Annotated in this window: 27 protein-coding genes; 7 read left to right on the top strand and 20 right to left on the bottom strand. The window is 52.9% G+C overall.

The features are described from left to right. Positions 1 to 93: 93 nt before the first annotated feature. From ACZK3J_RS06515 to ACZK3J_RS06505, 3 genes are all read right to left on the bottom strand, one after another. On the bottom strand, positions 94 to 309 hold the full coding sequence (locus tag ACZK3J_RS06515; protein WP_478476605.1) for a hypothetical protein: 216 nt from the start codon (positions 307 to 309) through the stop codon (positions 94 to 96). 7 nt (positions 310 to 316) lie between these two features. Next, positions 317 to 538 (bottom strand): hypothetical protein, encoded by a 222-nt coding sequence (locus tag ACZK3J_RS06510; protein WP_478476603.1) that lies wholly within the window; start codon positions 536 to 538, stop codon positions 317 to 319. 140 nt (positions 539 to 678) lie between these two features. Beyond that, positions 679 to 1,320, bottom strand: a complete 642-nt coding sequence (locus ACZK3J_RS06505; protein WP_478476601.1) for a hypothetical protein — start codon at positions 1,318 to 1,320, stop codon at positions 679 to 681. 176 nt (positions 1,321 to 1,496) lie between these two features. Between ACZK3J_RS06505 and ACZK3J_RS06500 the strand changes: the two genes are divergently transcribed. Beyond that, positions 1,497 to 1,775, top strand: coding sequence for a hypothetical protein (locus ACZK3J_RS06500; RefSeq protein ID WP_165710289.1), 279 nt, complete (start codon positions 1,497 to 1,499; stop codon positions 1,773 to 1,775). A 253-nt stretch (positions 1,776 to 2,028) separates the two neighbouring features. Here ACZK3J_RS06500 and ACZK3J_RS06495 read toward each other — a convergent pair whose 3' ends face one another. The 7 genes from ACZK3J_RS06495 to ACZK3J_RS06465 form a co-directional block, all read right to left on the bottom strand. Further along, entirely contained in the window at positions 2,029 to 2,382 is a 354-nt protein-coding gene (locus tag ACZK3J_RS06495) for a hypothetical protein (protein WP_478476599.1), read from the bottom strand. 544 nt (positions 2,383 to 2,926) lie between these two features. After that, complete coding sequence (locus ACZK3J_RS06490) at positions 2,927 to 3,436, bottom strand: hypothetical protein (RefSeq protein ID WP_478476598.1); 510 nt, start codon at positions 3,434 to 3,436, stop codon at positions 2,927 to 2,929. Positions 3,437 to 3,920: 484 nt separating this feature from the next. Then, the gene (locus ACZK3J_RS06485; RefSeq protein ID WP_329768700.1) at positions 3,921 to 4,151 is read right to left on the bottom strand and encodes a hypothetical protein; all 231 of its coding nucleotides are present in this window, start codon (positions 4,149 to 4,151) and stop codon (positions 3,921 to 3,923) included. A gap of 300 nt (positions 4,152 to 4,451) precedes the next feature. Then, positions 4,452 to 4,967 carry a Csu type fimbrial protein gene (locus tag ACZK3J_RS06480; protein WP_478476597.1) on the bottom strand — a complete coding sequence of 172 codons (516 nt, stop codon included), beginning with the start codon at positions 4,965 to 4,967 and terminating at the stop codon, positions 4,452 to 4,454. Between the two features lie 93 nt (positions 4,968 to 5,060). Continuing rightward, complete coding sequence (locus ACZK3J_RS06475; protein ID WP_478476596.1) at positions 5,061 to 7,316, bottom strand: fimbria/pilus outer membrane usher protein; 2,256 nt, start codon at positions 7,314 to 7,316, stop codon at positions 5,061 to 5,063. Next, positions 7,313 to 7,951 carry a fimbrial biogenesis chaperone gene (locus ACZK3J_RS06470; RefSeq protein ID WP_242885310.1) on the bottom strand — a complete coding sequence of 213 codons (639 nt, stop codon included), beginning with the start codon at positions 7,949 to 7,951 and terminating at the stop codon, positions 7,313 to 7,315. The genes ACZK3J_RS06475 and ACZK3J_RS06470 overlap by 4 nt, the downstream gene beginning before the upstream one ends. Positions 7,952 to 8,083: 132 nt before the next feature. Then, a complete protein-coding gene (locus ACZK3J_RS06465) occupies positions 8,084 to 8,764 on the bottom strand; it encodes an SPOR domain-containing protein (RefSeq protein ID WP_242885320.1) in 681 nt (226 codons plus the stop codon). A 138-nt stretch (positions 8,765 to 8,902) separates the two neighbouring features. Between ACZK3J_RS06465 and ACZK3J_RS06460 the strand changes: the two genes are divergently transcribed. Further along, positions 8,903 to 9,358, top strand: a complete 456-nt coding sequence (locus ACZK3J_RS06460) for a hypothetical protein (protein WP_242885311.1) — start codon at positions 8,903 to 8,905, stop codon at positions 9,356 to 9,358. An 84-nt stretch (positions 9,359 to 9,442) separates the two neighbouring features. Then, on the top strand, positions 9,443 to 9,901 hold the full coding sequence (locus tag ACZK3J_RS06455) for a hypothetical protein (protein WP_242885312.1): 459 nt from the start codon (positions 9,443 to 9,445) through the stop codon (positions 9,899 to 9,901). An 87-nt stretch (positions 9,902 to 9,988) separates the two neighbouring features. Here ACZK3J_RS06455 and ACZK3J_RS06450 read toward each other — a convergent pair whose 3' ends face one another. From ACZK3J_RS06450 to ACZK3J_RS06435, 4 genes are all read right to left on the bottom strand, one after another. Further along, positions 9,989 to 11,347 (bottom strand): hypothetical protein, encoded by a 1,359-nt coding sequence (locus tag ACZK3J_RS06450; RefSeq protein ID WP_459018331.1) that lies wholly within the window; start codon positions 11,345 to 11,347, stop codon positions 9,989 to 9,991. Between the two features lie 78 nt (positions 11,348 to 11,425). Further along, positions 11,426 to 12,184: a hypothetical protein gene (locus ACZK3J_RS06445; RefSeq protein WP_478476594.1), complete on the bottom strand. Its 759-nt coding sequence runs from the start codon at positions 12,182 to 12,184 to the stop codon at positions 11,426 to 11,428. A 42-nt stretch (positions 12,185 to 12,226) separates the two neighbouring features. Further along, positions 12,227 to 13,174, bottom strand: coding sequence for an SOS response-associated peptidase family protein (locus ACZK3J_RS06440; RefSeq protein ID WP_100451091.1), 948 nt, complete (start codon positions 13,172 to 13,174; stop codon positions 12,227 to 12,229). Then, positions 13,174 to 13,386: a hypothetical protein gene (locus tag ACZK3J_RS06435; protein WP_005408616.1), complete on the bottom strand. Its 213-nt coding sequence runs from the start codon at positions 13,384 to 13,386 to the stop codon at positions 13,174 to 13,176. Before ACZK3J_RS06435 ends, ACZK3J_RS06440 begins: the two co-directional genes overlap by 1 nt. Positions 13,387 to 13,520: 134 nt before the next feature. Here ACZK3J_RS06435 and ACZK3J_RS06430 point away from each other — a divergent pair, with 134 nt between their 5' ends. Then, positions 13,521 to 13,967, top strand: coding sequence for a LexA family protein (locus ACZK3J_RS06430; protein WP_050550406.1), 447 nt, complete (start codon positions 13,521 to 13,523; stop codon positions 13,965 to 13,967). A gap of 1 nt (position 13,968) precedes the next feature. Next, a complete protein-coding gene (locus ACZK3J_RS06425) occupies positions 13,969 to 15,231 on the top strand; it encodes a Y-family DNA polymerase (RefSeq protein WP_164076421.1) in 1,263 nt (420 codons plus the stop codon). Positions 15,232 to 15,277: 46 nt separating this feature from the next. Here ACZK3J_RS06425 and ACZK3J_RS06420 read toward each other — a convergent pair whose 3' ends face one another. The 3 genes from ACZK3J_RS06420 to ACZK3J_RS06410 form a co-directional block, all read right to left on the bottom strand. Continuing rightward, a complete protein-coding gene (locus tag ACZK3J_RS06420) occupies positions 15,278 to 15,706 on the bottom strand; it encodes an H-NS family nucleoid-associated regulatory protein (protein ID WP_164076422.1) in 429 nt (142 codons plus the stop codon). Between the two features lie 117 nt (positions 15,707 to 15,823). Further along, positions 15,824 to 16,180 (bottom strand): hypothetical protein, encoded by a 357-nt coding sequence (locus ACZK3J_RS06415; RefSeq protein ID WP_164076423.1) that lies wholly within the window; start codon positions 16,178 to 16,180, stop codon positions 15,824 to 15,826. A gap of 71 nt (positions 16,181 to 16,251) precedes the next feature. Beyond that, positions 16,252 to 17,265, bottom strand: a complete 1,014-nt coding sequence (locus ACZK3J_RS06410; protein ID WP_478476591.1) for an ArdC family protein — start codon at positions 17,263 to 17,265, stop codon at positions 16,252 to 16,254. Positions 17,266 to 18,046: 781 nt separating this feature from the next. Here ACZK3J_RS06410 and ACZK3J_RS06405 point away from each other — a divergent pair. Next, a complete protein-coding gene (locus ACZK3J_RS06405) occupies positions 18,047 to 18,580 on the top strand; it encodes a type 4 pilus major pilin (RefSeq protein WP_313216937.1) in 534 nt (177 codons plus the stop codon). Here the strand turns inward: ACZK3J_RS06405 and ACZK3J_RS06400 are convergent. From ACZK3J_RS06400 to ACZK3J_RS06390, 3 genes are all read right to left on the bottom strand, one after another. After that, the gene (locus tag ACZK3J_RS06400) at positions 18,577 to 20,442 is read right to left on the bottom strand and encodes a DNA primase family protein (protein WP_478476590.1); all 1,866 of its coding nucleotides are present in this window, start codon (positions 20,440 to 20,442) and stop codon (positions 18,577 to 18,579) included. The two genes, ACZK3J_RS06405 and ACZK3J_RS06400, sit on opposite strands and share 4 nt — an antisense overlap. Before the next feature lie 688 nt (positions 20,443 to 21,130). Next, positions 21,131 to 21,898 carry a helix-turn-helix transcriptional regulator gene (locus ACZK3J_RS06395; RefSeq protein ID WP_164076427.1) on the bottom strand — a complete coding sequence of 256 codons (768 nt, stop codon included), beginning with the start codon at positions 21,896 to 21,898 and terminating at the stop codon, positions 21,131 to 21,133. Continuing rightward, a complete protein-coding gene (locus ACZK3J_RS06390) occupies positions 21,891 to 23,621 on the bottom strand; it encodes a tyrosine-type recombinase/integrase (protein ID WP_128990629.1) in 1,731 nt (576 codons plus the stop codon). Before ACZK3J_RS06390 ends, ACZK3J_RS06395 begins: the two co-directional genes overlap by 8 nt. A gap of 177 nt (positions 23,622 to 23,798) precedes the next feature. Between ACZK3J_RS06390 and mutS the strand changes: the two genes are divergently transcribed. Next, a complete protein-coding gene (gene mutS / locus ACZK3J_RS06385; protein WP_478476588.1) occupies positions 23,799 to 26,414 on the top strand; it encodes a DNA mismatch repair protein MutS in 2,616 nt (871 codons plus the stop codon). The last annotated feature ends 175 nt before the right edge of the window (positions 26,415 to 26,589 follow it).

Here is a 26,589-nt window from a genome sequence, read left to right as displayed (position 1 = left end):
AACAGCGACACTTGTCAATAGATTGCCAGCAATTTATTTTAAGCAATAAAAAAGCCCCCAATTGATGGGGGCCTGCTATTGTTTGACTGCACATTATCGCTGAGCCAACAGCTCTGCCTGATTACGCCTTTCAGCATCTAAAGCATCCAGCTTCTGCAGCTCCGGGATGGTTTGGCTTGCTACTGACATTTGATTTACTAGCGCCATCTGTTGATCGACCCCCTTTAATGCTCCGGCAGCAAGGAAAGCCACAATGCAAACAAACACTAAAACAATGGCACCATACAACATATGTTCAGATGTATTCATAAGCCCCTCACTGCTTGCCGATGATTTGCTTTGACTTAGCGGCAAAGGCTTGAGCGTCAAGAATGAATTCATCTCGATCCTCTGCGTATTTTTCATCAGAGCAGCGCTGATGTAGCCGCGCAAGGTTTGCCACTAGGATAAGTGCAGCCCCGCCGATAATTAAGAATAATTCAAATGCCATAAAATTCTCCTGTTTTTGTTTGGTCAGCTTAAGTGGATAGGAAGTCACCTATCCATATATTAAAATTAGCCCAGCACAGGGAATTGTCAAGCCTGTAACACGCAAATCATTTAATTTATTTAGATTAATTTATACCGAACAACAAAAAGGGCCCCAATAAAGAGGGCCCTTAGATCACAAATCAATTGTCAATCCATCCGAAGTGAACTGCGCTTTTGATTGTTTTCCTTCAAAGCGAGGCTCTCATCATCAGAGCTTTTTGGCACCTGGCTAATTAGCTTACGTTCCCTTCCCATGATTTCATCATACTCGCCAGGCTGTAGCTTTGCCGACACGCCAGGGAACTCATCTCTATAATTTTCGCCTTCCTCCTCTCTCCCCCGGATTTGCGCTTTATCAATAAAACTGTCGTCATAATCGCGAACGACGATCCAATCCTCTTCATACCAATTCTTCAACTCCCGCAAGTCACCAACAGTTGCCTCGGTGTAATCCGCTCCATACCCAATTTCAACGTCATATCCAAGCTTACCTGAATCGAACTCAATTACATTGACTCCTATTTCCACATCCTTGAATGACCCTTCCATATCCTCGTAGTCTTCAATATTCTTATGTTGATCTATGATTGCTGAAATCAGCCCAGCCTCAACCGTGTCGGCGTAACTGACATACCAGTCATTATCACCTTTTACAGCATCCAAGCCCCCCGTCTCGACCAACCGCCCCATAATTGCATCCTTATTATTCCACACGTATTCAAAAACATCACGCGCCGGGTCGTCCATCCTTTCGGTTAAATTCAATACTTTATCTTGTAAATTTTTCATATTTTTCTCCTGGTTGGTTGTTTGTGGGTAGCAAATAAGCTATCCATAAATTCAAATTAACCCCGAGGCATTAATTGTCAAGTATTTCCGCATGATATTTATCAACACTTTCCGCCTATTGATTTATTTACATAAAAGAGCAATAATGCAGGCCCAACTCAAACAAGGACTGTTTTATGCCAGACTTTAAACGTGTTGATGCGTCTGACTTCTCTGATACACATCGCATCACCAACTCAACGCTCGTTGATAGAGAACTTGAAAAGCTGGGAGGCGGCGGATTTGAAGGGGCTGGTTTTTTGGATGCAGTTCGTCGCCACCTTGGCCTAAGCAACAAGGTTGAGCGTATGGATGCGGCAAAGAGCATCAAGGCTTACAATGAAATTGTTGATTCACTGAATTCAATTCCAAAGCCCCGCACAAAAGAAGCCTTGATGAAAAAACTTGGTATGTGAGCTAACGTGCTTAATGTAAAAAAAAGGCCCCCTCTCGGGGGCTTTCTTTTTTGGATTTATTCAAAACCTGATTTTGCTTTAAAGCTTTTGCTTCTCTTCTTCAATCTGATCCGCAAGAACACTCTCACGCAGCATCTGCCGCACGTATTGAGAGACAGTTAGCCCCCTAAGATCCGCCACTCTCTTGAGCTCTATGAGAAACCAACGCTCAACACGGATGGGTGGAACCTGGCTTGAAAGCGCACGTTCCGGGTCAGATCGACGCGACATGCTGGACCTCGCTGATGAGATTGAACGCTGCTGAGCTCCCGACAAACACTGTTGCAAGGCCGCAGGCAAAGGCCAATGGTGGGCGTCCTGGCATGGTCCCTACACTCATAACAACGTGTTTAGCGAGGCAGAGTGCGAATGCACATACAGCAAAAGCAGAGAGCACGTTGAACACATCACGGCTTGCAAAATAGATCACCGCTACGGCGAGTGATGCTCCTATCAAGACATAGCGATTTCCGGCTTCAAGAACACTTGGATATAGCTTTACAAGAAGCCAAGCCATGCTGATGCCCGCTAACACGTGATATGACGCGACTAGGATGCCTTCAAACATATGTCCTCCCCTGGATTGATTGCTATACATCCAGTTAAAGGCAATTCTTGTTTTGCGCAAGAGTCTATTTGAACCACATCACTGCAAGCGTGATCGCTACGCAAAGCCATCCGATACCGACCCAAGGGTTGTGGGTCGATGCGGCTCTTTCGTAAGGGTTTCTTTCCATCACAACCGCCCTGGCGGCGTTCTCCGCCCCATTGCGGGGCCGGTGTTCTTCTCTAGCTCGCGTCTTTCTTTGCGCTCATCCCAGCGTCTCTGGATCCATTCTGCCCGCTCCTTGGTCCGCTTTCTATCGTCTTCATAGACGACGCGGGAAGCCCCTGGATCCCATATGTATTGTGGTAGGTCATCCTCATCCATCAGAGCCTCCCAGGACCCCTAGGCGAGCCTTTAGCTGGGGCTGTATGTTGGTTCAAGCGCTGAAGAAGCCGAGCATCCCAACGCTGTTGGATCCGTTCCCTGCGTCCCCCCGATACCTTCATCTGGTAGCCGCCCCCCTCAAGCGGCACGGTCGTTAAGCGATATTCCTCCCTGGAAGACATTACCCTCTCCCTATCATAAGATTGATTAGGTTTTTATCTAATTGCGCTGGAAGAGTCCCCATGCGGTCAAGCACAAAAGACCCGAGCATTGGCGCGAATCCAAATAAGTCATTTTTAATAATGTAACTACTGAAGAATGGGAAGAGATCGGCACGCAACTCTTCAACGTTTCTGTAGCCCGACCGCTCAGCGCAACGCTTTTCTGTGCTCATGTGGGGGAATTGAACAAACTCCCACCTGCCCACGTCTTCCACAAAGATATAGTGAGCGCAGGATCCAGGAAGATTCACAAAAGCCATAATTGCCCTACTGCCCTTGTTGTAGCACTGACCCCTGTCGTAAGGATAGAACGTAATTTGCCCCTTTGACTTTAAGCTCTCGTGCTCAGCAAGAGCCGCAGCTTCAATCTCCTCCTTAGTTTTTGGCCTTTCCAAATTGGCTGGCGGCATAGAAATCGGTTCAATCAAACTCTTGCCCACCCATCTCTCAGCTAATTTTTTCATTGACATGGTTTATTTCTCCTATTTTGATTGTTGGTTGCACCCCCGTGCCTTGAATTATTTTACTTACCCCTTACAGGGAACTATCAAAGCCTCCCAGGACGCCTGGGCGAGCCTTTAGCTGGCGCTGTATGTTGGTTCAAACGCTGAAGAAGTCGAGCATCCCATCGTTGCTGGATCCGTTCGCGGCGATCAGCTAAAGATTCCACACTCCCAAGAGTGAGCAAGCCCCTACCAGCCATATGCCACATACTCCTCAACATCACTGCTTGTTGCTGGATCCGTTCGCGGCGATCAGCTAAAGATTCCACACTCCTAAGAGTGAGCAAGCCCCTACCAGCCATTTGCCACATACTCCTCAACATCACTGCTTGCGTGTAGTCGTCCAAGTGGCTCTCGGACAGCGCATCATCAAACACATACACCAAAGTGGTTAGATCTTTCATAATTTACTCCTACTGTTTGCACCCCCGTGCTTAAAATTGTTTTTAAATTAGCCCACTGCCAGCAGCATGCTTCCAGAGATGAAAGCTAGAACAGTGGTCGCCACCATTGCCACAAGTGCGATCAGCCCGCCAATGGCGAAGAAGAATGCACCAGCAGGGCTACCAGCGTGGGTCCTACTGAAGCCAGCCTTGCGATAGCAGAAGCGGGCAAACAGGAACAGCAAGGTCAGCTGGGTGAGATAGACGGCGATGAAGATTGCGAGATTGAAAGCGCTCATGATGAATTCCTCATTTCCCTGTTATTTCGCTGATTGAGTGAGACATGCTTTCCATTGTTACCTGGGCAACTGGAATGAAGTGATTTGCCAAGGCCATACCTGTCACCAGGATTGCGACATTGAAAAATGCTTTAATTGGTCTTGTCATTTAATCCTCCCTATTTTTACGTTTAGTAGCATCTTTTACTTGCTATACATCATATTTAGCATGAATCCAACAAGAGTCAATAACCCTACATATGACATTTGCAAATAAGAAAGGGCCCCTATTGGGGCCCTTATTACCATCAAACATACGCATCAGTAGTTGAAGGTGATTTCCACGTTGGCGCGGTAAATATCAGGCTTTGGGATGTTTAAGCTTCTACGGCCCGTTGCGTCAGTGTTGGGAAGGAATCGGAAGGAATGCTCATCTAAGCCGCCTGTTGCCACTCCGCTCAAGGCCTCACCATTTGCAACAGTGGACCAGGGCGTGCCTCCATTGTATGGGTCAGCAGTAAACAGATAGGCGGGAACCTTTTCACCCGTTGTATCGCCTGTGAGCTCGACAAATCCACCCGACGCGACACCTGCTTCAATCGTATAGGCTGCGCCCTGGTTACATTCGACGTTGATATAGCCCTCGGGCGAGGTTAAGACAAAGCTTCCGCCCTGATTATCAATTCGGCCTGTTAGCGACTGTTCGGTCAAGCTAAAGATGCAAGATGATTCAACATCAAGCGATAACTGCAGCTGATCATTGAGAGTGGCGGCGCTAGCAGAACCAGCTAATGCCATTGACACTAACATGGCGGCACCAATTAAAATTTTACGCATATTTTTATATCTCCTATATTTTTGGGAAGGTCGAAAGGCCGAATTAGCCCATCTCTTTTATTTATAGCCCCAACCTGGAGTTGCGCAAGTCAATTACAGACAAATCAGTTCAATTCTATTTTTAATACTGGGCAGAACAGCTGGCAGTTGAGCTTGACAGGCTCCTCCAGTTGGAAATTCAACTGAAATACTCTGACCGGGCCTAGGATCCATTAGCACCGCGACACCCTCATGACCGACGATCACCCTTTCGGTGTTTGTGACGGCAGCAGCAGAAGACGGGACAGGCTTCCCATTCGCCGTAAGCTGTATTTCAACCATGCTCATGCTGGCCACATCAAACTTGACCTTTGCTCCGCCGTAGCGGCGTGCGGTATAAGGCATGGCATTCGTCTCTATGCCGACTTCAAATGGAATGGCCGTGGTGTCAATGGACACCCTGGACTGAGCGAGCGGTCGGACGTTCGGTAGGACCGCAATGCCCCGCTTATTAGTGCTCACACTGAAGCCGCCCGAGCCCGCTACTGGCACACCCTGTTGCCCTGGGACCTCAACGACCGCGAATGAACCTGTTGAGTAGCGTTGGGCTGTGACACCGCCCTCCCCGATCCATAATGATCCGCGCGCGCGAGTGCGGAGCTCTGTGCCACGCTCGTCATCAGTGATAGAACCACGAACGTCCAGGCGTTTTGTTGCCGTAGAAGCCTCAACATGGCTGCGTGTGCCTCTTTCCCTGTCCTCTACTGAAGCTGACCACCTGACCCGCTGATTTGAGATATCTGCCTGACCTTGAGCGTTTGCCCGAACAGTCAGATCAGGCGACTGCCTCGCGGAGATTGAGGCTGAGGTGCTGCCGAAGTTGTGGCGGAACGACACGTAGACCGCATCTTCTTTTGTTTCAAAGTCCCTTCCCACGCCAAACCCGATTTCGCTCCTGTTGCTCCTGTATCGCCCTGCAAGGTCGACTCGTTGACGACTGGCACCAGTGGAGTAGTCAATGCGAGCGGCAGCGAGAGAGAGTGACCAAGGCTTGCCTAGTGGATTCAGCGAAAGACTTCCCGTTGTCGTTGTAGAAAGCGTGGAACCAGCAGCCTTGTTGGCTTGTGATAGCTGCCAGTAGTTCTCGCTGTAGCGAGTGTGTCCCACTTGCGCCGCCCAGTTGCGAGCTCTGTATTCGTAAGAGACAGATATGGCGGTTCCGTCGCCCTTTGCTGTGTTGCTTGTAGCTGCTTCAACAGCAACAGAGCCTGCCGTGCCCAGGATGATTCGATTTGAAAGGCCAACGTTCGTGTTCGTGCCGTCCGTCTGCAAAGTTGCGCCTGCGGTCCAATAATTGCTTACGCCTTGTTCGATTTTGGCAGTGACAGCGGGCGTCCTGTATGTATCGCTATCGACACGCACAACCCCCGCTGCAATGTCCCATTCTCTTTGGCCCTTGGGCAGGTTTGAGTTCGTCATGTAGAAGCGCTGGCTAACTACTTCTTCTCTTCCGAACTCATCGCGGATAACAACCCGAACATCATTTGATCCTGGCGATACTGGCACACGACCTAGATCCCAAGGGCCTGCGGCCACATTGCGGGAGCCCATCTTGTCGTTGTTGACGAATATTTCTGCAGCACTGCGTGTGTCCGCCACACCGCCTATCAGCGGAACCGGCATGAATTCTTGATCGCGGCGAAGCATTCGGTCTGATGCGACGCGAACGCCCGCAAGATTGACAGTGCTAGTCATTGCAGAGCGAGGAGTGAACACATCGCCTACTTGGACAGCAACTCCACGCTTCAAATTATCGATGTTCCAGGTGCTGATGCCGCGTCTGTAGTCAGTCAGATTTTTCGTTGTGTTCAACTGCCCAGTCGTAATCAAGGTGCCGGGGCCCACGCCAACACGGGCATCATGAGCACCGCTCACCGCGTAGGATCCAGAGTCATTCGTGCGGGTAGCAATGTCGTAGTTAAGCAGCACTCCTTTGGGCTGCGCATCTACTTCTTTCACCCTCGCTCCGCGAGCTCCTGAGAGGTTCTGACGCGTCATCAACGATGCTGGAGCAGAAATTTTGAACGCCTGTTCTGCTTCATCGAAGGCCACTGAAAGACCCAGATCATCTGAAGAAATGAGGCCTGTCTTTCCTTCCAATGGCAGCGTCAGGTTCGGCAGTAATCGCCAATCTTCAACTGATAAGTAGATCGATGAGTTCTTTGCTTTGATCAGCCGCGCAGGTAGAACCTCTCTCCCTGAGAGGACTACTGATGCGAGAACATCCGCTGTGTCTTGTGGCTCGTTTGCGTTTGCGTAGATGGGAAGGCAAGCAAGAGCCAAGGCGAGGGCCATGGCTCGATACTTCATCTAACCGCCAAGTCCTGAGTTACGCCATTCACAACGACACTGATTGAACTAGGCGGAGAATTTGCCTTCAAAGGAAGCCTTAGCGCTTCCGTTGGCAATACGTAACCCACAAGCCCGTTTTTGTTCTCACGCCCAGCTGTCAGATTAGTAAGCTGCGCTGTTGCGCTTCCGGTGTTGTGAATAACCAGACTCCCTGCCTGCCAGCTTGCCGAAAGCTGAGGTTGCGCGCCCTTAGGTCGCCAGAACCAAGGGGAGTCGATTTTCACGGTCTGATGCAGGCCTGGGAGCTTTGCTACTTCAGGATCTAATATTTCTTGAACTCGGATGCGGTATGCCTGCTCACTAGCAGACGGGTTTGATTTTAGATAGCGGATGACCTGACGCTTACCCGGCTGGATTGTGATAAGGCTTGGGGCAAAGCGGATATCTTCTGTTTTACGCCTCTCCTGCTTACCGTTTTCTACTGTCCAGGCATCTGCAAAGACTTGGTAGGTTTTTGGCGTCGCGTCCGTGTTAGTGATCGACAGAACACCAATCTTTTGGCTTGGACTGTAGATAGCAACAACAGGTGACACCTCTACAGCATGTGAAGCAAGCGGGAGTGCCAGTGTTGCCGCAAGCAGTAATTTACGCATCGTCCGTTTCTCCAATTGTATTGAAAGGTATACCTTTTATACAAACAGAGAATTGGAATTGCGCAAGAGCCAACTAATCACTCAAACAAAAAGGGCCCAATCGGGCCCTTTCAGGTGGAAATATGAATTTAATTAGAGACTATAGACAATACAACCCTTTAACTGGGGCGTTGACGCTATCGTTCCGGACCCTTCGCACAACAGTGTAACCACTTGATCCCTATTCAATCGAACCGCCTGCGCAGCAGGAATATCCCGCGCGTAAACATCCTCGAAACGACCACCCCCAACGAGAATTACAAGAGGTTGATCCCCGACCCCTGAACGGATTGAACGTATCTGACCGGTCACAAGAATTTGTCTGTGCTTGTATTTCTGATCAGCCCTTACTTCGTTTTCAGAATAAGCCTGAAAGAGCTCAACGGGCGTCGCCTTCATCACTGCTGGTTGAGCCGCTGGGCTGATTGTCGAACCAAGTGTAATGATCTGCGCCTTAACATCACTACGCAGCGTCAGCCCCTTTGCTTTCGCATCCTCGGCTTGCTGCCACGTTGAAAAAGGCCCTAGGCGCACTCTCCAGGCGGGCCGACCATTAATGACCGTTGGTTCGCTAAAACTAGGGATCTTGGATCTTTTCACATACGCCATTACGGCGTCAGCATCCCCCTGGTTAGCGTAGGCCCCAAAAGTCACAGCAAAGGCATGAGACGATCCATCCGCAATCCTTGAAGCGCTCTGACCTTGAGCTGCGTTAGCTAGGGGCAAAGTTGCAAGGCACGCAGCAACCAAAACCCCCTTAAAAATATGATTCATCTTCAAGCCCCAGTCCATTGAGTCGAAGATGATACCGCGACGGGGCGAACCCAGGCCAGCACAATAATTTTCAAACTATCGACTCCTCGCGGTTGAATCGGTGTAGGTTACGACTCGCCAACAACCAGAGAGGGTGTTATGCGAGCTATCATTTGTTTTTGCATTGCAACAGCATCCGTATCATTCGCCGCTAATGCTAAGCCCAGTCCGGGATGCCAGGAAGCGATTAGGCAGGCCAAGCAGGTGCAAATCGTCTGGAATTCAGCTTCCCAGGAACTGCCAGCAACGGAGCACGTAGACACGTCTGCAGGCCGACTTGAGCTGGCAGCAGGCAAGGATGGCTTCACTGCCCTGTCGCTCAATGGCAAGCCTGTCCAAGTTCCGTCCAATGCCGTTGGAACGCTGGCCTATGGGCAGGTCTATGACCTGGGCAATCAGATCTTGGTGGCAGCGTTTGTGGAGCGCTCTGACGACAGCAGTGCGGTTCCGAGCGAAGTCCAGTTGCTGTTGTCAGGCGATGGGAGCGTGCTGGACAGCGCAGTTCACTCAGGGACGGCTCCCAGTAAGGACTTCTGCTCGCGAGCGGATAGCTGAGGGCCGCACAAGGCTGCTGGTCACACCTATAATTGCGTAGGGGTCAGCAGGCCCACTGTTCCTTAAAGATGAAAAGGAAGTCTCTTGAATATTGCGAAATTCCTCCTCATAGCTGCTGCGCTTGCTCCTGGCATTGCAATGGCAAAGCCGAGCTACTTGAAGTGCGAGCTTGTGAGCGCTCCCAAGTATCAGAAGTTCACTTCGCAGCGCCAAAAAGATGCGTTCTTAGCTGGCATTTTTGAAAAAGGAATAGCGGGCTTCGTCGTTCCACCATCTGCGACGTGGAAAATTGACCTCGATGCGGGTCAGGTCGAGGATCTTGAGAACGGGCCGCGTTGGGCAGTGAAGGACCTCAAGGTAACGGAGGGGTTCATTGAAGGAAAAACACAGTTCGGAAGTGAATTCCTACTGGGCCGCGTTACGGGCCAGCTGTCGTATATCAAATACTCTGGAATAGAGAGCTTTGTCCTGGAAGGGATCACCGTCCCCACCTACGGCGTTTGGGTCTATCAATGTAGCGCCACTGGCGAAAGAGTTGTGTAGCGTGATATCCAGATAGAAAAAAAGGGGGCCTTGGGCCCCTTTTTTATTTGTTTAGCGCGCAGGTCATCTAGCCCACAGAATTAGCTTTTACGACGCTGTTACCGCAGCTTGCCCCGCTTCGTCCTCAGCCTCATGCTCAGGCTCAACGCGAGGCTCAATGACCGGCCAATTTTTCAGAGAGTAATCTCGATGTGTTCCAGCATACTTGATTACGTCAAAAACAATGCGCTTGAACGCCTCGTAGCACTGGAAGAACCCGTCAAGGTGGGTCTGCGTTGCATCGGTGGTAGGATCTAGAAGCCCGCCGTGCGCCGCTTTGTTCCGAACCTTGTCCCATGCATCAAGCATGTCCTTAGTCAAAATTCCATCCGCAATTAGTCGGCGGAATGAAACCTTCAGCTTAGGCAACTTGCTGTTCTTCAGCGAACTCTTGAGGACACCCAATGCCCTGTCGTCTATCTCAAGATCGCTCGCAGAAATCTTGGCAATGGCGTCTTCAAGAAGAGCTGAAAATTCGTCGTCAATGTCACTGTCAAGATGATAGAACGTGCTGATAAGGCCTTCAATGGATGAAGCGATAACCTGGACACTGTTCTCCATGTCATTTTGATACGTCTTTAAAATGCGATGGAAATAGTGATACAGGACCTCTTGAACATCTCTAGTTGTCGCATCGGACTTGGCGTTAATCCACAGAATCAGAAACGCGTTCCAGTGCCCGCGATAGATCCATTCCCTGGGGATGAACTCAAGCAGTCGACTCCCTTGAGGGCGCAGCCCATGGGGCAGAATGGTTACTTCTTCTTTATCGCCCTTGATATGCCAGCTGCAGCAAGGCACGGGAGATTGTCCAGCGAGCAGGCTGACACCAGTCAAAAATGAGCGGCTATTTTTTTCAAAGTCAGGCGCGAGCGAATTGAACCGAAGCTCTACATTGCCATGATGGTCTTTGATCGCCTTCCACGTCCAACCTTCCAGCTCACACTCGAAATCATTATCATGCGGACGAAATGGAAGCATTAGCTCGCCAGTGAAATACCACCCACAGTATTCCTTGCAATTCTTGTTTGCATGAACTGAGCGCACAGTCTTCAACTCGCTTAGTTTGGCGGAAATTCTTAAGCTATGACCATGGCTTCGGTTGATGAGTTGACGCTCAGAAATCCACTCATACCCGTTGTGATCTTGGCCCTTGATTGAATACAGCCCATCGTCTCCAATGAGCTTCCCAGAAATGTAATTATTGAGAAGAGCGTAGCGGTCGTAAGGACCTTCTGTGCTTTGGCACACAAGAACAAACTCAAGCTCCCCATCCTTGTTCTGAGAGACGATGCCAACACCTTTGAAGGTGATCGGATCGTCGTCAACGCATTGAGTCACTTGACAGTCAACGAGCTCCACACGAAATTCGCCGGACTGCAATTGGTCTCTAACTTGTTCAAACACATTGCCCCCTAGTAGTCCTTTATTGTGTAGTGTGATACCCAAATAGGAAAAAAGGGACCAAGGCCCCTTTTCTCTTCTTCAATCTTTGTGCCATCCTGCCCAGCGGAACGTTTCTGCGATCTTCGATCCACACGCTCCATTACGCCAAGGATCTTTGGGATTCTTAGTTACGCACTGAACCCTCTTAAGCGCCCCATCATCGATGTTCCAGATGACGCGTAGGCTATACGGGATCTTGTCAGCTGAAGCATCAATAGACGTGTCAAGCTCTGTAATGTAGACAATGTTTCCAGATTCTTCCACCCGCATCGTGCTGGCAGTAACCTTTACGGCGTTGACAGCAGCCTGATCTCCACCGGATCGCGCAGAGACATTGTCCTTGATCTGTTGGATGTAATGCCCTTCCATCAACTTTATGGTCTCTGGCGTCACAGTGGCATCGAGCTTGTCGGGTGGAAGTAGCTCTACTGTGGCGTTGACGATAGGCAAGCGATCTTCCGCCGCACTCTGCGGCGATGTGATAGGTGCTGCCGCCCTGGCTTCTACATGCTGCGGCTGGGTTACATAACCCAGGTAGGCTCCGCCCAAGATCATGACAACCCATGCGATGACTCGACTCTTGATCATGATCAAAGCGGCAAGAATCAAGGGAATGAGACTGTAGCCCAACCAGTGCGCGTAGCTGAGCGTAAGCATGTAGAACCCGGATCCGAGTGGCGTAAACCCATGCGCAATTCCAGCAGCCACGTAAGCAACGAACGGACCAAACATAAGGAGCGCAAGATAGTTCAATGTGCGAACCGGCATGCGCCGCTTCCTTGCCATCGTATCGTCCATGTGTCCCCACCCCTGTTTTATTATTGACGTGGCGATCTTACTTCATGCCGCAAGCCGATGCTCATAGTAGGGATGACGGCGATCATCAAAGATAGCGAACATCGCTTCCAGGTTGTTGGGATCAGGCGTTAGCCAAGCGTCAGCGAATTCCGGCTTGATGTTGATGATTGTTCGATCATGGCCCGCAGCAGCAACCTCAGGCTCAGGTTCATCTGTGATCGCAGCGAACGAATAAAGGTCAGGTTCGACGCCCGTGGGATCGACCCAGTGTGACCACAAGCATGCGATATACATGGTTTCGCCAGTGCTGGGATTGAACTGGACCTCATGCGATGTGCCATCAGGCCCCTCCACCATTTCATAAAATTGCTCTGCCAGCATGAGCCCATGGGTATGGCCGAATTGCCTACGCCAGAACCGGGTAAGGTTGTCGCGCCGCGCATTGTAGGTGCCGCTTACCTTGCCGTTTGTTGTCCTGTCCACTGACGGATCATGCCCAGCTGGACGGCAGTGATAGCGCATCGGCCTGACAATTTTTCTGCCGTTCTCAACGATGAGAACTGGGGCATACCAATCGGGCCAAATCCTGTTGTCCTTTTCAGGATTGACAGTTGATCGTATGGCGTCTGCAATCCACCGCTTCATCTGTTTGACCTTGTTTGTGCCAACCCGCACGTCTGTCAGCGCGGCCTTCGTCTCTTTGACAGCTAGCTTTCGTTCTGCGTCAGCCACTCTCTTGGACTGCTTGAACATCTCTTGTTCGCTAGCTGCAATGACCTCTGCGTTATAGCTTCTGATGAGGTCATGGATCTGCTTTTCCTCAGGCGTTTTAGGGTCTTTGAAGGAGAGATCCATGCCCTTGGGAATTTTCCACTTCACGCCCTCGGCTCGTCGCAAGTATATTTGGACGAACGCGGCGATATCGATATCAGCGCCAAAATGGCGCACATAAGTGTCGTAGTCAGCCCACACTTCTGCTGAATAACACATCACTCGCTCCTGAGGTTGTGCCGGGCGAGCATCGCATCAATGCGCCCCGCTACTTCGTCTGAGTGCTGCCCAGCCTCGTCCTCAATCAGATCAGCCTGGCCCGCAAATGCAGGCCAGAAGTCAGCTGGGTCAGGGTATGCCTGGATCATGCCGGGAAGGGCTTCTTCCAACGCATTCAGCTTTTCTAGCAGTTCAGCTAGTGGGAGGGCCATGGGCAATCCTACCGAGTCGTTAGTGAAATTACTAATTCGGAGCTAGACTGCCGCTCCCGGTGCCCTTTGTCGCAGCCGGTGAGTCAGCGATACGTGAGAGTCCAGCCATGTCTACCAGCCCCTACCCTCCACCAATGCCTCCAGGCCTCCTGGGAGCTGCGGATGCCTATGCTCCATGCCTTCCTCTACCTCTCATGCCGGTGCGCGTTACATGCGGGTTCCCGAGCCCTGCAGAAGACTTCTTCGGCACTCAGGATTTGTTGGACCTCAACACCCGTTGCGTAGACAACCCCGTGGCTACCTTCTTCGTTGAGGCCGACACCGGCACTTCCATGATCGAGTTCGGCATCTTTCCGGGTGACACCCTGGTCGTGGATCGCAGCAAGACGCCACGACACGGCGATATCGCGATGGTGCTGTGGGAGGGCGGGTTCACGGTGAAGCAGTTGCGCCGCGTGCGTGGCCGCTTTGAACTTCACTCTGGCAATCCGGAGAACGCTCCAATTATGGTTCCAGAGGATGTGGAACTTGATGTGTGGGGCGTAGTGACGTGGAGCCTGCGAAAGCAGCTGAGGCGCTGACATGCTAGGCCTTGTGGATGGCAACAACTTCTATGCCAGTTGCGAACGTATCTTCAATCCTTCGTTGCGCGGCAAACCTGTCGTTGTCTTGAGCAACAACGATGGCTGCGCGATTGCACGCAGCAGTGAGGCCAAAGCACTGGGCATCAGGATGGGTCAACCCATACATGAAGTTGAGCCACGACTTCGACGCCAACTCAAAGTTCAGTCTGCCAATTTCGCGCTCTACGGTGACATTAGCGGACGCATCGTGAGCATTCTGCAGGACCTGTTTCCGCAGGTAGAGGTCTATAGCATCGATGAGAGCTTCATATCCTTAGATGGCATTGCGCCGCGTGACAGAGAGCGCATTGCGAAAGAGGCCAGGGCAAGAATTATGAAATGGACTGGAATCCCGTGTTGCGTTGGCATCGGGCCGACAAAGACATTGACGAAGCTATCGAACAAGCGGGCAAAGAGCACAGCTGATGGTGTGATCACGACACTACCTGGTGCTGCTGCACTCGATGCTTTTGCTGTTGAAGATGTGTGGGGAGTCGGACGGAAGCTCACGGCCAAATTGGGAGCGGACGGCATCATGTCTGCAGGAGATCTGGTGCGCGCTGATCCAGAGACTCTGCGCTCGCGCTATGGCGTCACGCTTGCCAGGACGCAACGGGAGCTTCAGGGGGTCATGTGTTCTGATCTGCTCGAAGAAGAGCCTGATCGACAGCAGATTGTGGTGAGCAGATCATTCGGCAAGGAAGTGATTGAGCTAGCTGATCTACAGCAGGCAGTTGCCACGTTCGCCATCAGAGCGATGGAAAAGCTTCGCAATCGATCACTGAAGGCTGCTGGCGTATGGGTCTGGATGAATACAAATCCCTTCAAGCAAGACGCAGCGCAGTATCACCCTAGCAAGGCGTTCAACTTCATCGCGCCCACCGCTGACACTCGTGAAGTGCTGATGGTGGCGCAAGCCCTGGTCAAGGCAATGCATCGTCCTGGCTACCGCTACAAGAAAGCGGGCGTTGGCTTGCTTGATCTTACAGCCAGCGATCAGGTGCAGGCGGACCTCTTCGCAAGGCCTGATCCGCGCTCAGCAAAGATGATGGAAGTCCTGGACGCTGCCAACCGCAAGTTCGGACGGGGTGCAATGACCTTCGCGTCAGCTGCAAAAATGCGTCGAGGAAGCGAATTTGCGGTGCCTGTTTGGGCAATGAATCAAAAGCACCTGTCACCGGCATATACCACCCGCTGGGACCAGCTTCTTAAAGTCAAATAATAAAAAAAGCCCGCCAGTGGCGGGCTCTAAGTGAAGCAAACTGATTTTAGGCAGCAGGCCACTTCTGGCCTGGATTGGCATCACGCCACTTCTTGGCCTCATCCGACTTTTCCCACTCCGCAAAGGTCGTGGGAGTGCGGCCACGGCCACTCCAGGTGTCACCGCTGGGCAGCTTGAACTTTGCCGCGACAGGGCCACGGGTGCCAGCAGAGGCGTTGGAAGAACCAGCCTTGCGGCCCGGACGTGAGGCACCGCCGCCAACGAAACGGGCAATTTCGTTCTTCTGGCGTGCATCGAAGTAATCGGCGAAGTCAGACAGCAGGCTCACGATGTTTGCGTGTGCGCTTTCAGCTTCCGCCTGAAGCTCCTGCTTTTCCTGAGCTTCAATCTTCTGGAGTTCTTCCAGCAACTTCTTCTTTTGAGCAGCCAGGTTATCCAGCTTCTTGCCCTGAGCTTCAGCCTTCTGTGCAGACATTGAATTGCCCCTTGAGGAATTAATTACGATTAAACCACACCTGCATCGTAAAAGGTCGCAAAGGGGAAATCAATAGGCCAAGCGTTGTTTTTGGCCCGGAAAGATGCAATTTAACGATCAATTCAGGCGAAGGGTTTCAAGAGAACGCCTCTCGTCCTCGTCTACTAGCTCCAGCGCTAAAAGATAGAGGCCCGCTGGCTGAATTTTGATGACCGTCGATCCAGGCATGTAGAAGATAAGGCCCGCATCGTCAGCGGCTTCCAGAGCGGCGGCACACTGCTCTTCATCTTGACCTGTTTCCTCCATGACGTATCCCAGCAGGGTCAGTGGAGGTGGAGAACGACGCATCAAATAGTCGAACTTGCGCCACTCTGTGATTGTCTTATGACAAGCACGCAAAACCGCACCTGGACTGATCGAGGGAAGGGCCTCAAGACCATTACCCTCGAAATCGAATGAAAGCTGACGAACCATATTGCCTCCCTGGATAACCGTATTTAAACGTATACCATCAGGCTAATTTGGATTGGCAACGTGTCAACCAGCTATATAGCCAACTCCACACCTCTGCCCCTGGACTTTTGCTTTGCGATCAAAGCTGGCGGCGGGCTGTCTATTTCAGCCGTTTTCTCAAGCGGTTTTGTAGGCTCGTGCTCAAACTTTGCAACACCCAAGTGACCGGCTATAGCCTCAGCGTCTTTTGCCGCCAATAGAACTTCTCGGGGATGTTCTTTCAGGATCTTGATCCACGACGCTATATAAGCTACGTGCTGCCCTGGATCGTGACCTATACCAAGACGCTCGCCAATCATCATTGACGCCATTTCCGCGCGCAGTTCTTCTTTTGCGTAGCTCTCGCTTCCGAACGCTCCTGTTAAATCGCGGTCAAGTCTGGATTTGTGGCCGGTCCAGTGCCCCAGCTCATGCAGTGCGGTAGCGTAGAAGTTATCAGTTGACTTGAAGGCCTCTCTAGGTGGCAAATGGATGCTATCGCGATGCGGGGAATAGAAAGCTCTATCGCCACCATCGTGGCGAATTATTGCGCCTGACTCTCTTAGGAGTTCATCGCACTGAGCATGGCGCTCAGCCTCCTGTGGCAGTTGACGAACAGGTGCTGCGGGCATTCCCTCAATCTGATTTCCATTAAAGACTGAGAAAAGGATGGGGATCATCCGCTTTTTCTGAGCAGGATCGGCATCCTCCTCTTTGTCTACGGCCTCAATCCACTTGACGCACGTTGTTGATTTTTCCCCTTTGCGGACATGGCAACCCAGATCCGCAGCTTGCTTAAATGTGAGCCAGCGGTCGTCTGTGTATCCATTAGCACCCTGCATCATCAGCAACATCATGGCATTTGCGCCTGAGTATCCTTTGCCTGTGATTGCGTTGTAAGGCATTCCCTCACCTGGTGGCCGTGATACTCCGGCCCTCCAAGGTCTGATCCAAGGGGCAGTTCCTTCTTGAAGCGCCGCGATGACGCGATCAGCATATACCTGGGCGTAGTCATCATATTTCGTTGCCGTGCTGCCCCGTGGCTTAGATTTCTTTTTAGAAGCCATGCGGATCCGCCATCGCAATCAAGACGCCGCTACTGATCAGTTCTTGAATTTCATGGAGAGATACAAGGCGAACGCCATCAGCGACACCTGTATAAATGGAGGCGGTGTATCCAGATCCTGCGGGACGCAGCAAGTAGCATTCGCTAGCAGCCAGAGCATCAGCTGCGCTTATTGCATCCTCTTCATATGCCTCTTGATTACATTTCATTAAATATCCACTGCCAAATACCTAGTAATAACTATGAGACCTTTTTTTGAATTGGCAACAGTGTATTGACAAATTCAACATAGCAATCATATTTAATTCAGTTTCCTCAACTTATGGTGCTCAACTTTAAAATTGAAGAAATTATGAAGTCACCTGCTTTTTTTACGCTTTGTAGAGTGCTGTTTCGGGTGCGACCGAAACATCCAAACAACACATGTAAAGCCCCTCCCAGGAGGGGCTCGTCTTATCATTTGACGAAAACTAGTATTGAGGCTATTCGTAATGTATGGACATATCAAACATTTATGAAGCACTGATTTATGGAATAGCTTTTGGGCTACTTCATTTCTCGCTCGTATGGTTTTTCATAAATTCATTCGATGACAAGCGCCTACTTGTATTCACGGCCACCATGTCAGTCATTAGCGCGGTTGCGGGGGTTGCCGCCTGGTTGATGAGACCACTGGCATTTAGCGACTCCCTACTGGACACGCACATAGTGACCTGGTTTGTCGTCTTGGGGATCTGTGTGCTTACTGCAACGATAAGTCGCTACAGACAGCTGAGCGTGAAATGAAGCAATCAGGCAATTCACTGATTGAATTCTTGCTTGTAACAAGCGTAATTTTAGTAGTGACCGCGAGCATTCTGGCTCTAGCAGGTCAAACAGACAAAAGGCGGGTCAATGAGGAGCTAAGTGACTTAGCGTCTCTGACAGCCAGTGCAGAGCGATCCTTGGGAATGCCACAAGGTCACTATGAAGGTCTTCCTGGCAAGCTGATCGATGAAAAGCTTGTGCCCGCAAAAATGGTGGACTCAGCAGGCCACTTGCAGAGCAGATGGGGACCCGTGGACCTGGTTCCTATCGATGTAGGCGCGAAGCGCCTTGCGGGCTACAGCATCACTTACGAGAACGTTCCATCGCCTGCCTGCCCGCTACTTGTCAAAGGTGGGCCAAAGGACAAACGTTCGATCAGGATTGATGGCGTCGAAGTGGGCACGTTTGGCACCATCAATGCATCTGCGCTTGCGCAAGCATGTTCCAAGGAAACTGTGAATATCACCTTTGAACATCATCTCAATGAGCCGGGCAAGCGTTCGCTTTAGGTCCATTGCCCGGCCTCTGCGTCTGTGAGCTTTTCATACTGCTTTGAGCCCAGGATTTCTAGCGCGCATTTTGCTTCATCGCAAGCACCCGAAGGCTGATAGCAGATCATTCCAGATTGAACCATCGCTTCCCAGAATGCCGATTTATTCAGCACTTCTGACGGCTTCATGAGCGATAGCTCCACCCTCTTCTGACTCCACGCCTGATATGAAGAGAAGACCACGCCGCGCTCAACTTCTGCTTTGTCACTAGAAGAGACTTGCTCTGTCGTTGCCCACTCTCTAATCTGCTCAGTAGCACGGCCACAGATCATCACTTCATAGAAGTCCGCCTGCTTGCCTCCAACCCTGCGATTTGATTTATGAGCGGGGTTGACCAGCCCAGCTTCTGACATACCGCGCCAGAACTGGCGTGGTGTAAGGATTTCACCTGGTTGATAGCCCTGAAGTCCGCACCAGGCTTCATAGCCTGCGTAGATTTCAGTCAGTTGAACCCAGTGTCCAGGCTCAGAGACAACACGCATTTCATCTGCCCACGCACGGACACTGTCAGAGCCGTTGCGAGCTCGCTTTTTAGCGGCTCTGGCAGCTTCAGGTAGCTCATGATCAGACAGCGGACGACCGCGAGCTACAACACGCCTTGCACCTTCAAGCATCCAGTCTAGGACTAGCTTGCCTTCAGTCTCAAGGATGGTCTTCTGGAAGTCAGGGATGCGCTCACTCTCGGGGATGACAACGTTCCATTGCACGACCGTAAGACGACGCCACACACCATCGGATTTGTCGCGAACGAAAGGAGCACTGTTGCTTGTAATCAGCCACTTCGCTTTAGAGTGATAGCTAGCGAGGGCTTTTTCATTTTTACGATCTATGCCGATGCCATTGCCTGAAACAAGCGTTTTGAAGCGCCCTTCTGCCCAACGCTCACACTCCACCTCATCAACGAGGATCAGGCTTGCGCCTACGAGCGGCTCAAGACTGAAGCGATCACCCAAGGCCTCTAGGCTCAAGCGAACAGACTGCCGGTGCATCGCTTCAACGAGCTCTGCCAGCGTAGATTTACCTGACCCGGCTGCGCCATACCACCACGCAGCTTTTGAATAATTGCCTGGCAACAGCGTCATTCCACATTGTTCCTGCACTAATTCGCGAACCTCAGGATCAGGCAATGCACGTTCCAGGAACTGCGCAAACTTTGACGTTTTTGGCAGTGCCGTAGTGTTGTAGGGGCGGTGTCCTGAAGCGCCACACTGGATGCGAACTGCATGTGTCATTCCCAGGCAAGGATCAGGCTTCAGGGCCTGAAATCCTGCGGGCAGGACTTCAATGTAGTAGTCAGCGCAAGGAACGATGGCTCGTTTGTCGCTCTGGACAGGCAGGGGATTGAGGCTTCTCAAGTCCACGGTTGCATGTTCCCAACATGAAGCTGCTCTTTTTTGGCTCACAGCGTGTTTTGCATTGTTTTTCAGCCATTGGGAGGCTACGCCGATCCCTACATCAGTGCTTACAGCCTTCCAATAAGTTCCATCCCATTTGTGAATTATTGCCCCTGACGCTTCAGTTGACTGGCAAGCCCACTTGCCAATTTTTCCTGATGTGATTTGGCCTCCAAAAATATACTCAAGCGAAGGCGGTTTGACCTTACCTCGTGAATCGACTTCGTGCGCAGCAACCCACTCTTTTTCGATCTTTTCCCTTTGCTTGATTCTAGCCTCTTCCAAGGAGGCTGTGTTTGCGTCGTTCTCCAAGGCAACAGCCGCACTGGCTGGCGCGCCGCGCACGCGTGAATAACGCCTACTTGGCTCAAAGTGTCCTGAGGTGTTGACAGAACTCCCAACTGATGGAATATTATCTATACGCATGTTTTCTCCTTAAATCCTTCGCCCTGCCAGGCGGGGGATTTTTTTATTGGTTGTTTGGCAATGCGGCGTCTAATATGCGCCTAATTTTGTCACTTGTAGAAATAGTTGACCGCTGCGCTTCAGCCTGAAGTCGAAGTGCCAACGCACGTTCTAGCCGCAGATTGATATGAACATCCTTTCGAACTGGAATTTTTGCTACGCCAGCGGAATTCTCTTTGTTATTTTTCACAAAATCTCCCGTATTACAGTTGGAATACTTCCAATAAAACATAAATCTAGATTTCGTCAATAGGTTCTTTTATTCTGGAAAAGATGCCTGCTGGCCTTGCAAGCCTAAAAACAGAAGACCAGCAGAAGACCAGCAACAAAGACCAGCAGCTGAAACCATTGGTATATAAGGGTTTTTAAACAAATATCATCCTCTGCTGGCCTGCTGGTCTTAGAAATGCATATTTCTCACTGCGCATATTTGTTCTATATGCATGCACATAGGAAAAGTTGAATCAAAGGCCAGCAGGCCAGCAAGGCCAGCAGCAACCTCGCAAACCTTTATGGGGCAAGGCTTTCGGCCTGCTGGTCTTCCTGCTGGTCTTCTGCTGGTCTTCGTTTTGCGAGCTAGAAGACCAGCAGAGAAAGACAACAAAAAAGCCCCCATTTAGGGGGCCTTTTATTACCAACACGAAAACGGCTAAAGCCTGTAAGGCCCTTTAATGCCAATGGATTTGGGTGTATTAACATCCAAAAACCGCTCTTCATCAGCGGCTCTTTGAACCGCCCTTTCCGCCTCAATCGCGGCGATGAGGGAGTTCAACTCAAACTGAGCGACTTCAGCGTAGGGTTGTCTATGTGCATCGCTCTTCCAGGGGAGAGACAAGGCGGTAAGCAATGAAACTTCAATCACATCTTCAAGATCAATTTCCTGCAATTGCTCTTCAGGCAGAACCCAAAGATGACCTGCTATCCGCCCATCAAGAATTAACCAGGGGTGGATTTCCGAAACACCTTCAAGACCATTGAAAGAAAGGACGCCAAGCCTTCTTGCCTTTTCCCTAGCCTTTGCAAGAGCATCCTCAGCCATTTTCAATTCAATCGTTGCCTGGATGCGATCAACATCACGCAAGACGGATTCAACCTCGCTCCTTTTCCCTCTCGTTATCGAGGATCCTTCTCGCGATTTTAAGAAGCGATCAAGGGACTGCAGGGTAAAGCCCATGTGCTGATTTACAGCCGTGGTGCCAGGACGCGAAGGATTTTTGACCGGCTCAGGCCCTTCCCCTGCCCTCACCCATGCCCTTAGGGTGGTGTAATGGACACCCAAATAAAAGGCTGCAGCTTTGGTGCTGACCTTTGCTCTAACCCCGCTTTTAGCTTCCTCTATTTCCTCTTGCCACTGCGCCTTGTCAGGCGGCGGCGACACGGATACGGGATCACGCGACAGTGGGAATACATTACTCATCCACTCCACCCTTTTCCTTTTCAGGCAGCAAAGGCCAGTCAACTGGCTTCAACTGATTGTAGAAGGTAGGTGCGCTGGAAGCCATTAGCTGCTCAACACGAGACAGAGCCTCTTGCAGCTCATACCACTCCGGCTCTTGGTATCGAATAGTAGAAGCCGATCCGGCGTCAGGGTCCGTTGGATCTTTTGGAGCAAGGTGATTAAAGAGCCTGCTTACGATGCGATCAGGGATCTGAAGCTTACCTGCGTAGCGGCCTAGCGTCCTGCGTAAGTCGTGGGGCGTTGGGCCGAATTCAACAGACAGCTTCTCGCCCAGCCCTTTCATAATGGCCTTGCTGTCCTTGTAATGCCCTTCTGCGGCCCGCGCACTGCGTGCTGGGTATACCCACCGGGCGCGGGGGTCATCCGCCTCCAAGCGCCTCTCAAAGCGGTGACGCATAAGGGCTGTGGAGAACGGGCCCAGCGGCATGTTGTGATCGCGCCTGTTTTTTGTCTGAGCAAAGAATACTTGCGCCCCCTCCTTCCCTGTCATCGGATTTACTGACGTGCGCCCTTCTTTGCGGGCTTTGGGATCCATAGCATCAAGCCACACCCATGAGGTCGTTTCACGCTCGCTTTCTGGCACGCGGTCGAACCATGCCAATTCTGCGGTTTCATTTCTGCGAGCGCCCAAGAAGAGGGTTGAAAGCAGGTAATAGACTCCGCTCTCGTTCTGGCCTCGCTGAGCCAAGCGCCTGCTCCAGAGGTATTCAATGGCTGCGCCAAGCGTTCCATCCGCCTCACCCAGCGGATTGCGAACCCTGGCTTTAACGTAGTAGCTGTGAAGAGCCCTGGCATCCCGCATCCGCCCCTCTTCCCAAAGGACCTGAAAATCATTTCCAAAAATTATTGGATTGCGCCCTGCTTTTTTAGCCTGCCGCTTTTCCTTATCGATCACGTAGCGAACAGCGCGCGATGCTGCAGCAAAGGTTTGTTCTGCGGCACTTACGCCTGCCGCCTTAATTCGAACCCGCATGGCTTCGCTAGTGACCCCTAGCTTATCCAACTCTTCTTTGGTCAAATTCACCCGCCCCACCTTCTCCATATGGGCTTTTATTTCAGGCGTAAGCCGATTTGAGTGAAGCGCGGCAGAGAGCCAAGTTGCATTGAATGCCTTTAAAACATCTTCTTCTGTGATGTGCCTTATTTGCTTGCTGCCAAAATTGACCTCATCACGATCCAGGCGCGCGATTGTATTATTGAGCATCTTGATAGTGCCCTCCGCCGCAGGGGGCGTGCGACGAATAAGCATGTCGCGATAGAGGGTTATAGCCCCATTGACCGTCAATTGCCTCATTTCTTCAATGGTGGTCTCTGCGCGCTCATTGACCTTGGGGTGGGCACCCGTTTCCTTGGACTCCTGGAATTTATGGCGGGCCAGCCTATGGGCTTCTTCAAGGGACAGATCCCGAGTGTCCCCCACGGTGAAGCGCATCACCTTGCCGTTGATCTTGCGCTGGACCTCGTAGCTGGCCTTTGTCTTGCCCACATAGACGCCAAAGCCCGTGGGAGCCTCCTTGCTCGCGTCGAGGAACCTCCAGGCCTTCCCCTCAGGGTTAGGCTCAAGGACAGCGTAGCCGCCTCTGGCGGAGACTACTGGACTGCCGCTCTTGTCTAGCGCTGGACGCATAGTGCTGCGAAGCTGTCGCAGCTGCTCTTCATTGAACTTCAAGCGAAGTGCCATCTAGTGTTCCTCCTGGATCTGGCTGCCGCTGGAGCCCCGCACGGCCCCGGTAGCCAAATTCTGCCACCTTTTTGTGCCCTGCAGTGATTTGGCTACCCCTTGGCTACCTTTTACCCTTCCAAAGCCATCTACAGCCTTCCACTTACTCGCACATCCGCCCTTGTCGAACCGCTATAAATGACTGATATTGCTACAAAACCCAAGAAATCGAAGGCATCCGAAGACCATACACCTTTGATGAAGCAGTTCTTCGCGGCCAAGTCCGATTACCCGGACCTGCTGCTGTTCTTCCGCATGGGTGACTTCTACGAACTGTTCTATGACGACGCCCGCAAGGCGGCGCGCCTGCTCGACATCACCCTGACCCAGCGCGGCAGCTCCGGCGGCGCACCGATCCCGATGGCCGGCGTGCCTGTACATGCCTATGAAGGCTACCTGGCACGGCTGGTGGCGCTGGGCGAGTCGGTGGCGATCTGCGAGCAGATCGGTGACCCGGCGCTGGCCAAGGGCCTGGTCGAGCGCAAGGTGGTGCGCATCGTCACCCCCGGCACGGTCACCGACGAGGCGCTGCTGGATGAACGCCGCGACACCCTGCTGATGGCCCTGTCGCGCAGCAAGCAGGGCTACGGCCTGGCCTGGGCCGACCTGGCCGGCGGCCGCTTCCTGGTCAACGAGGTGGAAACCGACGACGCGCTGGAAGCCGAACTGGCGCGGCTGGAGCCGGCCGAGCTGCTGGTGCCCGACGAGGAGAACTGGCCGGAGTTCCTGCGCCAGCGCACCGGCGTGCGTCGCCGCGCGCCGTGGCTGTTCGATGCCGACAGCGGCCGCCGCCAGCTGCTGAATTTCTTCAAGCTGCATGACCTGAGCGGCTTCGGCATCGACGACAAGCCGCGCGCCACCGCTGCGGCCGGTGCCCTGCTTGGCTATGTCGAGGAAACCCAGAAGCAGCGCCTGCCGCACCTGACCTCGATCGCGATGGAAACCGCCGGCGAGGCGATCGCGATGAACGCCGCTACCCGCCGCCATCTGGAACTGGATACGCGTGTTGATGGCGACACCCGCAATACGCTGCTGGGTGTGCTCGACAGCACGGTGACGCCGATGGGCGGGCGCCTGCTGCGGCGCTGGCTGCACCGCCCGCTGCGCCTGCGCGAGGTGCTGGTACAGCGCCACCATGCGGTGGAAACCCTGATCGATCGCGGCAGCGATGCGGACATCCGCGAGCAGTTCCGCCGCCTCGGTGACCTGGAACGCATCCTCACCCGTGTCGCGCTGCGTTCGGCGCGGCCGCGCGATTTCTCCACCCTGCGCGACGGCCTGGGCCTGCTGCCGGCGGTGCGCGAGGTGCTGGCACCACTGGATTCGCCGCGCCTGCAGACGCTGCATGCGGCGCTGGGCGAACACGACGAGTGCGCGCAGCTGCTGGCCAGCGCCATCGCCGAAATGCCGCCGCTGAAACTGAGCGACGGCGGCGTGCTGGCCGATGGCTTCGACGAAGAGCTGGACGAACTGCGCCGCCTGTCCACCCACGCCGACCAGTTCCTGGTCGACCTGGAACAGCGCGAGCGCGAAAGCAGCGGCATTCCCACCCTGAAGGTGGGCTACAACCGCGTGCACGGCTACTACATCGAGATCAGCAAGGGCCAGTCCGACCGCGCGCCGGTGCACTACACCCGCCGCCAGACGCTGACCAATGCCGAGCGCTACATCACCGAAGAACTGAAGGCGTTCGAAGACAAGGTGCTGTCCGCGCGTGACCGCTCGCTGTCGCGCGAGAGGTACCTGTACGAGCAGCTGCTGGACACCCTCGGCGGCCAACTGGAACCGCTGAAGCAATGCGCCGCCGCGCTGAGCGAACTGGATGTGCTGGCGGCCTTCGCCGAACGCGCGCAGGCGCTGGACTGGGCGCGCCCGGAGCTGCAGGCCGAGCCGTGCCTGAAGATCGAGCGTGGCCGCCACCCGGTGGTCGAGGCGGTGCGCGAGCAGCCGTTCGAACCCAATGATCTGGATCTGCATCCGGACCGTCGCATGCTGGTCATCACCGGCCCGAACATGGGCGGTAAATCGACCTACATGCGGCAGAACGCGCTGATCGTACTGCTGGCCCACATCGGCAGCTTCGTGCCGGCCAGCCGTGCGCTGATCGGCCCGATCGACCGCATCCTGACCCGCATCGGCGCCGGTGACGACCTTGCCCGCGGGCAGTCGACCTTCATGGTCGAGATGGCCGAAACCAGCTACATCCTGCATCACGCCACCGCCCATTCGCTGGTGCTGATGGATGAGATCGGCCGTGGCACGTCCACCTACGATGGCCTGGCGCTGGCCGACGCGGTGGCCCGTCACCTGGCCTACCAGAACCGCTGCTACACGCTGTTCGCCACCCACTACTTCGAGCTGACCGCGCTGGCCGACGAGCAGCACGAGGGTGGCCGCAGCGGCATCGCCAACGTGCACCTGGATGCCGTCGAGCACGGTGAGGCGCTGGTGTTCATGCACGCGGTAAAGGATGGCCCGGCGAACCGCAGCTTCGGCCTGCAGGTGGCGGCACTGGCCGGCCTGCCGCGCGCCACCGTGGCACAGGCACGGCGTCGCCTGGCCGAGCTGGAACAGCGCGGTGGTGAAAGCCATGCCGCCGAGTTGGCGCCGCAGGCGTTGGATGCACCGCAGCAGTTCGGCCTGTTCGCGGCACCGTCGAGCAAGGCGCAGGACGCGCTGGCGGCGATCGACCCGGACGAACTGACGCCGAAGCAGGCGCTGGAAGCCCTGTACCGGTTGAAGGCACTGCTGTAGCCGCAGCGCACGCCCATGGCCTCCCGCTCGCCTTGCGGGAGGCCTGTTGAAAGACTGTGCAAATCCGATTCTTCGTTTCAATTGACAGAACCTATCAATCTGAACGGATCATTCGATTATTCATTTCATCTGGCCATAGCTAAAGTCGAGTGAAGATGTTTCTCCCACGTCTTCA

The organism is Stenotrophomonas sp. 86428_Sma (assembly GCF_056481585.1).
This window is presented reverse-complemented; position numbering and strand designations above follow the sequence as displayed.